This window comes from Shewanella sp. SM68, assembly GCF_025653925.1.
Lineage (GTDB): Bacteria > Pseudomonadota > Gammaproteobacteria > Enterobacterales > Shewanellaceae > Shewanella > Shewanella oncorhynchi.
This window is the reverse complement of sequence record NZ_JAKKRU010000001.1, coordinates 128,155-141,247: the sequence shown is the minus strand read 5'-3', so window position 1 is coordinate 141,247 and position 13,093 is coordinate 128,155. Positions and strand designations below refer to the sequence as shown.

At 45.1% G+C, this 13,093-nt stretch carries 10 protein-coding genes and 3 tRNA genes; 7 read left to right on the top strand and 6 right to left on the bottom strand.

Annotated elements, in window-relative coordinates; translation table 11 throughout:
• Positions 1-46 precede the first annotated feature (46 nt).
• Positions 47-1,486, top strand: coding sequence for a pyruvate kinase (pyk, locus tag L5M40_RS00615; protein WP_105252459.1), 1,440 nt, complete (start codon positions 47-49; stop codon positions 1,484-1,486).
• A 230-nt stretch (positions 1,487-1,716) separates the two neighbouring features.
• Here the strand turns inward: pyk and L5M40_RS00610 are convergent, their stop codons facing one another.
• Both L5M40_RS00610 and L5M40_RS00605 read right to left on the bottom strand, forming a co-directional pair.
• Positions 1,717-3,996: an acyl-CoA dehydrogenase gene (locus tag L5M40_RS00610; protein WP_263175473.1), complete on the bottom strand. Its 2,280-nt coding sequence runs from the start codon at positions 3,994-3,996 to the stop codon at positions 1,717-1,719.
• Between the two features lie 16 nt (positions 3,997-4,012).
• Positions 4,013-4,651, bottom strand: coding sequence for a TetR/AcrR family transcriptional regulator (locus L5M40_RS00605; protein ID WP_028760001.1), 639 nt, complete (start codon positions 4,649-4,651; stop codon positions 4,013-4,015).
• Between the two features lie 220 nt (positions 4,652-4,871).
• On the opposite strand from L5M40_RS00605, the gene L5M40_RS00600 reads away from it, so the two are divergent.
• Positions 4,872-6,737: a M2 family metallopeptidase gene (locus tag L5M40_RS00600; RefSeq protein ID WP_263256168.1), complete on the top strand. Its 1,866-nt coding sequence runs from the start codon at positions 4,872-4,874 to the stop codon at positions 6,735-6,737.
• 85 nt (positions 6,738-6,822) lie between these two features.
• Here L5M40_RS00600 and smrA read toward each other — a convergent pair whose 3' ends face one another.
• A complete protein-coding gene (gene smrA / locus L5M40_RS00595; protein ID WP_263175471.1) occupies positions 6,823-7,413 on the bottom strand; it encodes a DNA endonuclease SmrA in 591 nt (196 codons plus the stop codon).
• 118 nt (positions 7,414-7,531) lie between these two features.
• On the opposite strand from smrA, the gene L5M40_RS00590 reads away from it, so the two are divergent.
• Complete coding sequence (locus L5M40_RS00590; protein ID WP_028760004.1) at positions 7,532-8,107, top strand: DUF4440 domain-containing protein; 576 nt, start codon at positions 7,532-7,534, stop codon at positions 8,105-8,107.
• A 104-nt stretch (positions 8,108-8,211) separates the two neighbouring features.
• Positions 8,212-8,730, top strand: coding sequence for a YchJ family protein (locus tag L5M40_RS00585; RefSeq protein ID WP_263175470.1), 519 nt, complete (start codon positions 8,212-8,214; stop codon positions 8,728-8,730).
• A gap of 170 nt (positions 8,731-8,900) precedes the next feature.
• On the opposite strand, the gene L5M40_RS00580 is transcribed toward L5M40_RS00585, so the two are convergent.
• The 3 genes from L5M40_RS00580 to L5M40_RS00570 form a co-directional block, all read right to left on the bottom strand.
• Entirely contained in the window at positions 8,901-11,084 is a 2,184-nt protein-coding gene (locus L5M40_RS00580) for a putative bifunctional diguanylate cyclase/phosphodiesterase (RefSeq protein WP_198573477.1), read from the bottom strand.
• A gap of 245 nt (positions 11,085-11,329) precedes the next feature.
• Positions 11,330-11,617: a DUF406 family protein gene (locus L5M40_RS00575; protein WP_113939682.1), complete on the bottom strand. Its 288-nt coding sequence runs from the start codon at positions 11,615-11,617 to the stop codon at positions 11,330-11,332.
• 208 nt (positions 11,618-11,825) lie between these two features.
• Complete coding sequence (locus L5M40_RS00570; RefSeq protein WP_131524165.1) at positions 11,826-12,314, bottom strand: VC2046/SO_2500 family protein; 489 nt, start codon at positions 12,312-12,314, stop codon at positions 11,826-11,828.
• Positions 12,315-12,439: 125 nt separating this feature from the next.
• On the opposite strand from L5M40_RS00570, the gene L5M40_RS00565 reads away from it, so the two are divergent.
• The 3 genes from L5M40_RS00565 (at position 12,440) to L5M40_RS00555 (ending at position 12,906) form a co-directional block, all read left to right on the top strand.
• Positions 12,440-12,524 (top strand) — tRNA-Tyr (locus L5M40_RS00565).
• Positions 12,525-12,594: 70 nt separating this feature from the next.
• Positions 12,595-12,679, top strand: a tRNA-Tyr gene (locus tag L5M40_RS00560).
• 142 nt (positions 12,680-12,821) lie between these two features.
• Positions 12,822-12,906 (top strand) — tRNA-Tyr (locus tag L5M40_RS00555).
• Positions 12,907-13,093 lie beyond the last annotated feature (187 nt).

Below are 13,093 nucleotides of genomic sequence, written 5' to 3'. Positions count from 1 at the left end.
GGTAATATAGTCCCAAGATTTTTTTTAACTTTAACGGAGTATCCTTATGTTCCGCAGAACCAAAATCGTCACCACTCTAGGTCCCGCTACCGATCGTGATGATAATCTACGCCGCATCATCGCGGCAGGTGCAAACGTTGTACGTCTTAATTTCTCCCACGGTTCCCCAGAAGATCACTTAAAACGAGCAACTCAAGCGCGCGAAATCGCTAAAGAGTTAGGCGTTCATGTGGCCATTCTTGGTGACTTACAAGGCCCTAAAATCCGCGTTTCTACTTTCAAAGACAATAAGAAAGTACAACTCGTATTAGGTCAAGCCTATGTACTTGATGCCGAGTTAGCCAAAGGTGAAGGCGACGAGACCCAAGTGGGTATCGATTACAAGCAATTGCCAGACGATGTGACTGTTGGTGATATCCTGATGTTAGATGATGGCCGTGTTCAATTACGCGTTGAGCGTGTTGAAGGCCGTAAAGTGCATACCACAGTGACTGTGGCAGGCCCTTTATCTAACAACAAAGGTATTAACAAACAAGGCGGCGGACTTTCTGCTGCTGCGCTGACCGAAAAAGACAAGGCTGACATTCTCACTGCAGCAATGATCCAAGTGGATTATTTAGCAGTGTCTTTCCCGCGCAGTGGTGCTGACTTGGACTATGCTCGCGATCTTGCCCGTCAAGCAGGTTGTAATGCGTTGATCGTTGCTAAAGTTGAACGTGCTGAAGCGGTTGCGACCGATGCCGCTATGGATGATGTTATCTTAGCGTCTGACGTTGTTATGGTTGCCCGTGGTGACTTAGGTGTTGAAATTGGTGATGCTGCACTCGTTGCCGTGCAGAAAAAGTTAATCGCCCGTTCACGCCAACTGAATAAAGTCGTCATCACTGCCACCCAGATGATGGAATCGATGATTTCAAGCCCAATGCCAACCCGCGCCGAAGTGATGGACGTGGCGAACGCTGTGCTTGATGGTACCGATGCTGTGATGTTATCTGCTGAAACTGCTGCCGGTGACTTCCCAGAAGAAACCGTTAAGGCAATGGCAAACGTGTGTGTTGGCGCTGAATCTCACCCAAGTGTGATTGTGTCTAAGCATAGATTAGATGTGCGTTTCACTTCAGTTGAAGAGACCATTGCGCTATCAACTATGTATGCAGCAAACCACCTAGAAGGCGTTAAGGCGATTATCGCTCTGACTGAATCGGGTGCAACACCACAGTTGATGTCTCGTATCAGTTCTTCACTGCCAATCTTAGGTTTATCACGTCACGCAACAACCCTAGCCAAAATGGCTTTGTACCGCGGCGTGTTGCCAATCTACTTCGATTCAACTATCCACCCAGCCGATGAGCTAGCGCAAAAAGCGTTAGAAGCATTAACAGCGGCTGGTTATTTGAATAGCGGTGATATGGTGCTGATGACCAAAGGCGATGCAATGGAAACCATCGGCGGCACTAACACCTGTAAAGTGTTGATCGTAGCTTAGGTTGCTTAAGCTTCCTCTAACAACTCAAGCTCGTTAGAAAACAGCCAATAAAAAACCACCTCATGAAGGTGGTTTTTTTATATTGACTGTTTTCTGTAAGTGCAGATTTCTGTTGGTGCTGATTTATCGGTCTATCATTGCTGGGGGAAATCTAAGCGGCCCAAGCGTAGTAGCCATCGAACTTAACACCGCTTAGACCAAACTGCACTAACATCAAACACTAACAATCACTATAACGCTTCGAAATCATTCACATTAATTGCCGCTAAGCGCAGCTTATCAGCATGCTGTAACTTTTGATCTTCGTCGGCAGTAATAACGCCAGTCTCGAGTGCTTTTGCAAACAAGACTAGATTCGGCACTTTTGCTGGCAACTCACCGGCACGCTGCGCTTTCTTCAGTTTTTTATAGATATCTTTACAGGCATATTGCGCGATAAATGCTTGCTCAACTTCAGCAATACCGCCCTTATCCCCTTCAAATTCAGGACATAAGAAAGTAATACGTTCGCGAGCAGGGCCAGGCTTCAACATGCCGCTAACTAAATCGGTCGCCATTTTGTCGCTCGGTGCAGTGAAGTGATTACCCAGCGGGAAAATTAAGCCGCGCAGTAACCAGGCCACAGGACGGCTCGGGAAGTTACGAATCGTGTCTTCCAACGCTTTAGCCGCCAAGTGCAAACGATTGGCCATTACATAACGTACCGCAGGCAAATCGTCCTGTTGACGGCCATTATCTTCAAATAACTTCAAGGTCGCTGAGCCTAAATACAACTGGCTGAGCACATCACCCATACGTGCAGACAGCATTTCTTTGCGTTTTAAATCGCCGCCCATGATCAGCATAGATAAATCTGTCATTAAGGCTAATGCAGACGAAATACGCGACATATCTTTATAGTACTGCTTAGTTTCACCGCTCACTGGCGCACTGCCAAAACGGCTACCGCTTAACGCGCTAAACAAAGCACTGAAAGCATTACGCGTGGCATAACCCATATGACCCATTAATAACGCATCAAAACGCTCTAAGGCTTCATGTTGGTTTTCCATCGCTGCGGCTTCCATTTCGGCAAGTACGTAAGGATGGCAGCGAGTCGCACCTTGACCAAAAATCATCAATGAGCGGGTTAGAATATTCGCGCCTTCCACAGTGATCGAAATTGGATTCGACATATAAGGGTGGCCTAAATAGTTTTTAGGTCCTAATTGAATGCCCTTACCCGATTGAATATCCATGGCATCGTTCATCACAGAACGGCCTAATTCAGTCATGTGGTACTTAGCTATCGCGGTCACGACCGAAGGTTTGACTTTAAGATCGATACCCGTGGTTGTTAAACGGCGTGCGGCTTCTAACTGATAAGTGTTGGCAATAATACGCGCCAGCGCTTCTTGCACCCCTTCAAACTGACCAATTGCCATTCCAAACTGGTGACGCACATAGCTGTAAGCCGTTGTCGTCTTAGTCGCCATGTGACCAGAAGCCGTTGCCAATGCTGGCAATGAAATACCGCGGCCCGCTGACAAACACTCAACCAGCATACGCCAGCCTTTACCGGCAAACTCAGGGCCACCGATAATCCAATCGAGCGGAATAAACACTTCTTTACCTTGAGTAGTACCGTTCATAAACGCCATGCCCAGCGGATTATGACGACGACCAATAACCACACCAGGATGATCCGTTGGGATCAGCGCACAGGTAATACCTAAGTTTTTCTTATCGCCAAGCAGACCTTCAGGATCGCGCATTTGGAACGCTAACCCCAGAACCGTTGCTACAGGCGCCAGCGTGATATAACGTTTATCCCAAGTGAGTTTTAGCCCGAGCATTTCTTCGCCATTGAAGGTATCACGGCACACAATACCCACATCCGGGATAGCGCCAGCATCACTGCCCGCTTCTGGACCAGTTAATGCAAAACAAGGAATTTCATCGCCTTTAGCTAAAGCAGGTAACCAACGTTCTTTCTGCTCGCTCGTACCATAGTGGGTCAGCAACTCACCAGGGCCTAAAGAGTTCGGCACCATTACGGTCACGGCGGCACTTACGCTACGGCTGGCTAATTTGCTGACAATGGTAGAGTTGGCATAAGCAGAGAAAGCTTTACCACCGAATTTTTTCGGAATGATCAGTGCGAAGAAACCTTCTTTCTTAAAGTATTCCCACAGCTCTGGCGGTAAATCCTTGCGGTTATGAACTATGTCGAAATCATCGATCATCGTCAGTGCTGTCATCACTTGATTATCAATAAAGTCTTTTTCTTCTGCAGTTAGCGTGGGTTTGCCATAGCTATGCAAGGTATTCCAGTTAGGATTTCCGCGAAATAACTCCCCTTCCCACCAGACATCACCCGCTTCCATCGCTTCACGCTCTGTATCGGAAAGTGGCGGCAAAACCTTCTTGAAAAAACTAAAAACTGGGCGGGTAATAAACTGCATCCGGATATTTTTCACCGCAAACAACACGACAATGGCTATCAGGGCAAGAATTATAATCGTCAACATTATCAAGACCTTTTAATTAAGAAGAAACGGGGACTGATACGCCAGCCGCCATGTAGGGGATCACTTTACGGATCACGGCTTCGATGTCGTTATGCTCACCAAACTCAGCAGCAGCAATGTCATTTAGGGCATCAGCGGACGCCATAGTGAACACGATAGTGCCTAAGGTAAAGTGTAAGCGCCAAAACATTTCAGCGGGTGGAATATGTGGTGCACTGGCCGAAACGGCTTTAACAAAAGCATCCAGATGCTGGCCGTAATGGGTAGTGATAAACCAACGTAAATGCCCTTGGCTTTCGATATAGCCACGGCCTAAAAGCTGCAGAAAGATCGTGGTGCCTTCGGTACGTAGCGCGTTTAAATCCAATAAAGGATCGACCAAAGAAGACAGGATCTCTTCGAGTGTTGCTTGTGCTGGAGCGGCATTTAAACGATGAATTTGGCTTGAAGCGGCAGGCATAAACACGTCTAAATAGCGGGCTAACACTGCACGGATAAGCTCTTTTTTAGAACCAAAGTGATAATTGACCGATGCTAAATTCACCTCAGCTTTGCTGGTAATGAGTCGCAAGGAGGTCTCAGAAAAGCCCCGTTCGGCGAACAGTTTTTCTGCGGCATCAAGTATTCTAGTTTTTGTATCGGATCGACTTGCCATTCCGTGACCTTGAATTAATTTAAAACACTCGTTTAAATTAAACATTGGCACCACGGATGTCAAACTAAAATTGGACAAATTCACCGCTTTCTAGTCTGTGATACAAGCGGTATGTCGTACATGTCCGAATAAGTGTTAAAAACAAGTCAACTAACCCTTGTGCAATAACCCTGTGGTTTAGGTAAACTGTGTAACACAAAAACAACAAGGAAAACTAGACATGATTATTTCATTGAATCGTCGCAGTAAAATTGCGCTCACAGTGGCACTCGCGCTGGGATTAACGGCCTGTAATGATGCTCAAAGTAAAACAGACAAGACAGCTACTACAGAAGCAGCTGTCATCAATACCGCCCCAGATAAAGCACAAGCCATTGCTTTTATTAATGATGCTGAAGCCAAGATGGCCGAATTATCGATTGAATCTAATCGCGCCGAGTGGATTTACAGCAACTTTATTACTGATGATACCGCGGCCCTGTCTGCCGCAGTCGGCGAAAAGGTCAGTGCAGCGTCGGTAAAATTTGCAACCGAGGCGGCTAAGTATGCCAATGTGCAACTCGATCCCGTAAATGCCCGCAAGCTCAATATCCTGCGCAGTGCGTTAGTATTACCCGCGCCGCTCGATCCTGCGAAGAATACCGAGCTGGCACAAATTAGTTCAGAATTAAATGGCTTGTACGGCAAAGGAAAATACTGTTTTGCCGACGGCAAGTGTATGACTCAGCCTGAGCTATCGAGCTTAATGGCCGAATCACGTGATCCCGTAAAATTACTGGAAGCATGGAAAGGCTGGCGTGAAATAGCTAAACCCATGCGCCCCTTGTTTCAACGCGAAGTTGAACTGGCCAATGAAGGCGCAAAGGATCTCGGTTATGCCAACCTGTCGGAACTATGGCGCAGTCAATACGATATGAAGCCCGATGACTTTTCACAGGAACTCGACCGTCTTTGGGGCCAAGTGAAGCCACTTTATGAGTCCTTGCACTGCTACGTGCGGGGAGAATTGAATAAAGAGTACGGCGATACCGTCGCGCCGACCACAGGCCCCATCCCGGCACACTTACTTGGCAACATGTGGGCCCAGCAATGGGGTAATGTGTATGATCTCGTCGCCCCAGACAATGCCGATCCGGGTTACGATGTCACTGAGTTACTCGCAAAGAAAGGCTATGACGAGCATAAAATGGTGAAACAAGCCGAAGGCTTCTTCACATCATTAGGGTTCGCACCATTGCCAGAAAGTTTTTGGGCACGTTCTCTATTCGTTCAGCCAAAGGACCGTGATGTGGTTTGTCACGCTTCGGCGTGGGATCTCGATAATCTCGACGATATCCGCATTAAAATGTGTATCCAAAAAACTGCCGAAGATTTTAGCGTTATCCACCACGAACTTGGGCATAACTTCTATCAACGCGCTTATAAGCAACAACCATTCCTGTTTAAAAACAGCGCCAACGACGGTTTCCATGAAGCCATTGGTGACACGATTGCACTGTCGATTACGCCAAGCTATTTAAAGCAAATCGGCTTATTAGAAGAAGTACCTGATACATCTAAGGATATCGGCCTTTTACTAAAACAAGCCTTAGACAAAATTGCTTTCTTGCCCTTTGGCCTGATGATAGATCAGTGGCGCTGGAAAGTGTTTAGCGGCGAAATCACGCCTGCCCAATATAACCAAGCTTGGTGGGATCTGAGGGAAAAATACCAAGGCGTCAAAGCACCGACTGAACGTAGTGAAGCAGATTTTGATCCGGGTGCTAAATACCATGTACCAGGCAATGTACCCTACACCCGTTACTTCCTAGCGCATATTTTGCAATTCCAATTCCATCAAGCGCTGTGTGAAACTGCAGGCGATAAAGGTCCGGTACACAGATGCAGTATTTATAGCAATCAAGCCGCGGGAGAGAAACTCAATAAGATGCTCGAGTTAGGCTTAAGTAAACCTTGGCCAGAAGCATTGAAAGAAGTCACCGGCAAAGAAACGATGGATGCAAAAGCGGTGCTCGATTACTTCGCCCCACTTAAAACATGGTTAGATGAGCAAAATACCACCGCAAACCGCCAGTGTGGTTGGTAAGGGTTCATTAAATCATCACCCAATAACATAAAACAAAATGCCCAATAAAATTGGGCATTTTTATTCAATACTTATCTGTTTAAATCTAACGCCATCCCATGCCTTTACGATTGGCTTCACGGTTTTCAAGCTTGAGCTGTTCTGACTTAGTTAACATCACATAAAGTGCCCCAGCACCGCCCTGCTCGGTTTTCGCCGAATGATAGGCAAGCACCATCTCGAGTTGTGATAACCAATAGCACACAGCGGATTTGAGCAATCCTGCAAAGGGTTGACTCTGATAGCCTTTACCGTGGATCAACATGACACAGCGTTCACCATGTGCCTGCGCTGCCAGTAAATAGTTAAGGACGGCATCACGAGCTTGGTTTAACCGATAAGCATGCACATCAAGCTCCATCTTGATGCTGTATTGCCCCATTCGGAGTCGTTTAAAAACGCCGCCTTGTACCCCCTCACGCTTAAAGCTCACAATGTCATCTGGCGCTTGCTGTGGAAACGCTTTTAAATCCAGTGGCATACACGCTAGGAAGGCTTCCCGTTGTAAAGCATCGCGTCTGTGTATTTGCTCAACCGTCAACGCTTTCGGTGCTAAATTTACCACTGGCATATCGCCTTTTAGTGGTACGACTCCAGCCATTTCCTCAAAAAACAGTGCTGATTCATCATCCAGCATGGCAAGCTCCTTTACTTCACACTCTTGTACAGAAACACACTTTGTAAACATTCAAGGCTTTAGTTCAGCGGGCGCCTCCATTATAGTGACGCCATGATTGCCAGATTAGAATAAAGTAATGAAATTTTTGCCGCTAGTCCTGATGTGCTTATTGTCACTACCAAGCTTAGCCAATCCAGCTAAAACTCATACAAAATCCACTGATGATCAATTGATCAACGCTAATTACCCTTTGTTTATTAGCGCTTTTAATCAATTGTCCCCTGAGGTGACCCGTGAGATTTACGCTGATGACGCTAGCTACTTATCTGAGAGTCAAAGTAAAGAAATTTACTATGGACGAGACAATATTGTCGCCATTTACAAGAAGTTTTTCGATAAAATCCGCGCCAAAAAAGCCACGATTGACGTGGATTTCCGCATTACTAAACGCAAAATTATCGGTAATGGTGCAATAGATACAGGCTATTATTTGGTTCGATTTTACCCAGCACAAGAAACTGGCGAACCTGTGAGTGAATTTGCGGGCAAATTTGCTATTGGTACAGAAAAAGTCTCATCCACCCAATGGAAAGTGAGCTTAGATACCAATAACCGCGCAGAACCTAGCTATTATCTGAATGCGAAACCGGTACCTAACTTATATTATGGTCGCCAATTTCCACCTTTACCTGCGGGTAAAAAATTACCCTAATGTTAATACCGATTACGTTTAAATGGACTATCTCACATTTAACTCATTTAGATAGAAATCGAATAAATTTAAACAAATACAATTAAATTAAAGATTTAGCTAACATGACTACAACTAAGCAAACCTGTCCCTGTGGCAGTGGGCTAAGCTATCAAGATTGCTGTGGTCCACTGCATACGCATGTAGACTCTGGGCAAGAGATTGCCCACACACCTGAACAACTTATGCGCTCACGCTACTGCGCATTTGTATTGAAAAATTTTGATTACATTTTAAAAACACATCATCCAGACTATCTAAATGGCCTTACTCTCACGAGCCTCAATGCTGGTCCTCACCCACATTGGTTAGGATTAGATGTACAGAGCAGCACAGAAACACCAAGCCACAATGCTCAAGCGGCGATAGCTGAACAACGACATGGCACTGTTACTTTTAAAGCTTGGTATAAGCTCGATGGTGAAATTGATGCTATCTATGAGCGATCCGAATTCATCTATCAAGCAAGTCGCTGGTATTACAGCCAAGGCCAGCAAATGACGGCTAAATTACCCGGTAGAAATGATCTCTGTATTTGCCATAGTGGCAAAAAATTCAAACAATGCTGTTTAAAATCTCAATAGGTATACAGTGCTGAACTGCACTGGAGAATTACGGTGAAGGTTTATAGTGCTGATTGAACAAGCACAGAGATGAATAATAAAGGCAACCTAGATTACAAACCTAGGTTGCCTTTATTTTATCGTGAGCAGCACATTTGAAATAATTGTGACTTAGTGGGTTATGTGTAACTTTAGTGGGTTATGACTGAAGCGCTTTTCGCCGACAAGATAAATTGTGCAAACTCAGGCTCCCGTAATGCAGGGCTATAGAGATAACCCTGTGCCTGATGGCAAAAACTTTTCGCTAAAAACGCTTCTTGCTCAAGGGTTTCAACCCCTTCTGCCGTTAAAGATATATTTAATGCATTCGCCATGGCGATAATGGCTGACACAATTTCACGACTTTCACGGCTGACGGTAAGATCTGAAATAAACGAACGATCAATCTTAAGTTTACTGATCGGAAACTGCTTCAAATAACGCATAGAGCAGTAACCCGTCCCAAAATCGTCAATCGCGAGCCCTACGCCTAATTCCGCTAATTCTTGGCATAACAAGGTCGCGTGGCGAATATCACCCATCAATTCAGTCTCAGTGATCTCTAAGATTAACGTCTTAGGTTTCAAGCGATAACGCGTCAACAACTGCCACACTTGCTCGAATAAATTACCACTGAAGAACTGGCGGGCCGATACATTCACATGCATTGTCATATCTGCATTATGATGCTGCCATAGGTTCAACTGTCGACAAGCGGCCTCTAAAACCCAACTGCCGATAGAATTAATCATCCCCGACTGCTCAGCAATATCAATAAAGGAAGCTGGAAATAACACGCCTCTTTTAGGGTGATGCCAACGGATTAAGGCTTCGGCGCCAATATAGGTATTCTGCTCAAGATCCCTCAGTGGCTGATAATAAAGCTCAAACTGACGACCACGGATCGCACTGTGTAAATCACGTTCTATCTGCGCATCCTCTTTAAATGCACTCAATAACGTGCTGTTAAATACTTGGATTGCAGTGCCTTTTTTCTTTTTAGCATACTGCACCGCAATATCGGCACAGGTTAATGGGGCAAACAAACTCGCCACAGAGGCAATATCAACCACAGCTAAAGCAGGCTTTGGTTCGACTTGCTCACGGCCGATTAAAATAGGCATAGCAAGATGTTGATACAGGCGCGTACTAAAATAATCGAGATCGTAAACCGCATTATCATCGGTCAATAGCACGGCAAATTCATCGCTGCCGACGCGGGCAATTTCGGTGGCCTTATTAATCTCAGAAAAATGTTTCAAACGGCGGGCAATTTCTATCAACAAACTATCGCCATTTTCATGACCATAGGTATCGTTAAAACGCTTAAATCCCACTAAATCAACTAATAACAACAGTCCCTTCGTGGTACGTTCAAGGACTCGATTAAAATGAGTACGGTTATGGAGTCCCGTTAATCCACAACGCCAAGCAAGCCGTTCAAGCTCTGACTTATAGTTATGCTCGTCGGTATTTTCTTCACACGAGACCAAGGCATAATGATTGCCGCGATCGGTAATGAATTGACTCAGCACGTATGTCAGCCAATAACGACTGCCATCGGCACGACTAAACTGCACTTCGCCTTTGGCAATTTCGCCCCTAAAGATTTGCGCTAGGGTTTGCTCGGCTAACTGGGCATGCTGCTTGAAAAAAGCCAACTCACGAATATTCGCGCCGATAATCTGCTCACGGGGCATGCCGGTGATTTCACTGTGCGCCTGATTCACATACTCGACTTTTTCAGTATGCAGATTAATTAACATACTGATTTGTCGCGATTGTTCAGTGGCACAGCGAAATAAACTCAAGCTTTCTTCTTTATCGTAGCTGTGTTTTGTCGCTAAGGTCAGGGCTAATTGGTCAGCCATCTGGCACGCGAGGTGAATTTCACTGTCATGCCAGTGGGGAGTCAATTGTGCCCGCTCGATGCAGAGCACACCTTCGAGATGGCCATTGATGCGAATGGCGATGTCGAGACTCGAGTTGATTTGCCGCGGGATAAAATAGCACTCAGCCAATTCACTTAAACGTGGATCGGTCAGGGCATTGCCTGCATCGATATGGCGCAGAGTTTTGAGCTCGTGTACATACCGGGGACAATCTTGTAATAACTTAGGCCTATGAATGTCTTGCAACATCATAGAACCAAATTGTGCGACGAGTGATTGGGTTTGTTGATCAGATGAAAAAGTCCACACTGATACCAAAGAAACCGCTAAATTCTGGCACAACAACTCTGTGGTTAACTCTGCCGTCTTTGTGAAATCGCCCTGCTGTTTTGCAGTTGACTGTACCAAAGACTCCAATAAATGCTGATGCTGACGTCGCTTCACGCTGGTTCCCTACAAAACTTCGTGTTGGGCTAAAGGTCTTTGCTGTTAGCAAACTTACCTCAAAATGTGGAATTAAGCTGATTGAATTATTCTTATTTGGAGGCAGATTACACTAACTGTTGTAAGCACAGCAACATGTGGCACAATTTATTACAATTTGGTTAACAATAGCAGCATTTTTAGGCAATTAGCGCGATTTCCGTGACATCTATGACCGACTAAAAACTAAAGTGCTGCTTTAAAAATTACAGGCCGTTTTCCAATTGAAAAATCATTTTTTCCGCGCTGACATTGAAGGTCAGCAGTAAGTCGACGCCTTCAGTCTTAGTCACAAATTCAGTTTGCACTTCAGCAAATCGAGTTTGAGCGCGTGTTGCCATGCTTTCGGCATCCGCTTGAGCGCTATCGCCAACAAAATTTAACGTCAATAACGTATCGTGTTCATCAATAACGGCGCCGATATCGACAAAGCTGCCGCAATCGGTGCAAGTGTCATTCACTGTCGGGCTCTGTGCTTCTATTATGCCTTTCATCTGTATTCCTTAATGTATAGAGCGACTGATTAACGGCATCACTAAAATATGCTCGTTAAATTTTTAACGCGGTAAATTTTAACTCGATAGGTTAATACGAATTATAGGTAATTAAGCTTCAAGATAACTGGCTTTAGCTCACGCTTATTTATCGAAATGGATCAGATTGACTTGATGGGTATTGAAGACCACTTGCGGGAAGACGGCCTTAGGCTGAGGCGAGCAAAGGCACAAGATTACGTTGGATTGCCAATTGATCAGCAAAGTGCATGATCTCGACTTTGGGTGCGGTTAATTGGCCCCTTTGCCTCAGCTGAGTCACATGGTCACAGTTACTTAACGCTTCTGCCATTGCGACTGACTCGCCGCCACGGATGACTAAGGCTTCCGGTCGCAATGCTTGTTGTAATTGAAACGCACGTGGACCTTGAGCCATAAAAATACTGCTGTTATCAACCACTGGTTCAGCAGACGATAAATCCGCCATTAAACTTTGCTGCGGTGGCAATTCGAACTGACGCTGTAATTTTTGCGCCATATCAAGTTCATTTTGCCATTGGAATTGCGCCATGTCCCGAGCGTCAACCGACAGTAACGACAGCAACAGGGCGAATTCGCCCCGTCTGTCGTTTTCTATCGCCGCGTTTAAGCGGGTGCCAATTTGGGCTTCGTTGACTAAAGGAACATCAATTTGCATAAAAAAACATCGTCAAAACAATTCGTTGTTAGTTAATCGACCATTTGATACATAACTTTAGGAATATTTTTAAATTGGGTATTTACATGGAAAAGGTTTCTGACTACTATGGCGGCCGCAATTGAGGAGGGGTTCCCGAGTGGCCAAAGGGATCAGACTGTAAATCTGACGGCTCAGCCTTCGAAGGTTCGAATCCTTCTCCCTCCACCATTTGCACTGCAAGTTTTATGTGTTGTTCGAAAATGATGTAGAGTTTTACAAAAGCGTTAAAGGTATTCGTGGAGGGGTTCCCGAGTGGCCAAAGGGATCAGACTGTAAATCTGACGGCTCAGCCTTCGAAGGTTCGAATCCTTCTCCCTCCACCATCTTTATCTCTAACGCAGAGAATCATTTTCAAAAACTAAACATGGCCAATGTTTAGTTTTGTCTTGATAAACAAGTCCGTTATTGATGATGTTTTGAAAGACAATTTTTAAAGTTAGTTGTAAAGCTAAAAAGAAAGTTTGTGGAGGGGTTCCCGAGTGGCCAAAGGGATCAGACTGTAAATCTGACGGCTCAGCCTTCGAAGGTTCGAATCCTTCTCCCTCCACCATTTCTTTCACTCTCGCATATCCTTCTTGTTCCACTTCCGCTTAGTCTGTTCCAACTTAATCTGACTGTTCCAGCTTAATCTAATTAAATTCTTGGCATTTCTATATTAAGTAAACCTCTTGGTTAACGACATTTTTTGATTTCAATTACGTCGTGCTCTACTTTAAGCGAATGACTTCAAGCTCATC

Coding starts and splice junctions, on each gene's coding strand:
- L5M40_RS00610 (WP_263175473.1), bottom strand. CDS start 3,996: ATGTTGACGATTATAATTCTTGCCCTGATAGCCATTGTCGTGTTGTTT.
- L5M40_RS00590 (WP_028760004.1), top strand. CDS start 7,532: ATGAAATTTTTGCCGCTAGTCCTGATGTGCTTATTGTCACTACCAAGC.
- pyk (WP_105252459.1), top strand. CDS start 47: ATGTTCCGCAGAACCAAAATCGTCACCACTCTAGGTCCCGCTACCGAT.
- smrA (WP_263175471.1), bottom strand. CDS start 7,413: ATGCTGGATGATGAATCAGCACTGTTTTTTGAGGAAATGGCTGGAGTC.
- L5M40_RS00575 (WP_113939682.1), bottom strand. CDS start 11,617: ATGAAAGGCATAATAGAAGCACAGAGCCCGACAGTGAATGACACTTGC.
- L5M40_RS00585 (WP_263175470.1), top strand. CDS start 8,212: ATGACTACAACTAAGCAAACCTGTCCCTGTGGCAGTGGGCTAAGCTAT.
- L5M40_RS00570 (WP_131524165.1), bottom strand. CDS start 12,314: ATGCAAATTGATGTTCCTTTAGTCAACGAAGCCCAAATTGGCACCCGC.
- L5M40_RS00600 (WP_263256168.1), top strand. CDS start 4,872: ATGATTATTTCATTGAATCGTCGCAGTAAAATTGCGCTCACAGTGGCA.
- L5M40_RS00605 (WP_028760001.1), bottom strand. CDS start 4,651: ATGGCAAGTCGATCCGATACAAAAACTAGAATACTTGATGCCGCAGAA.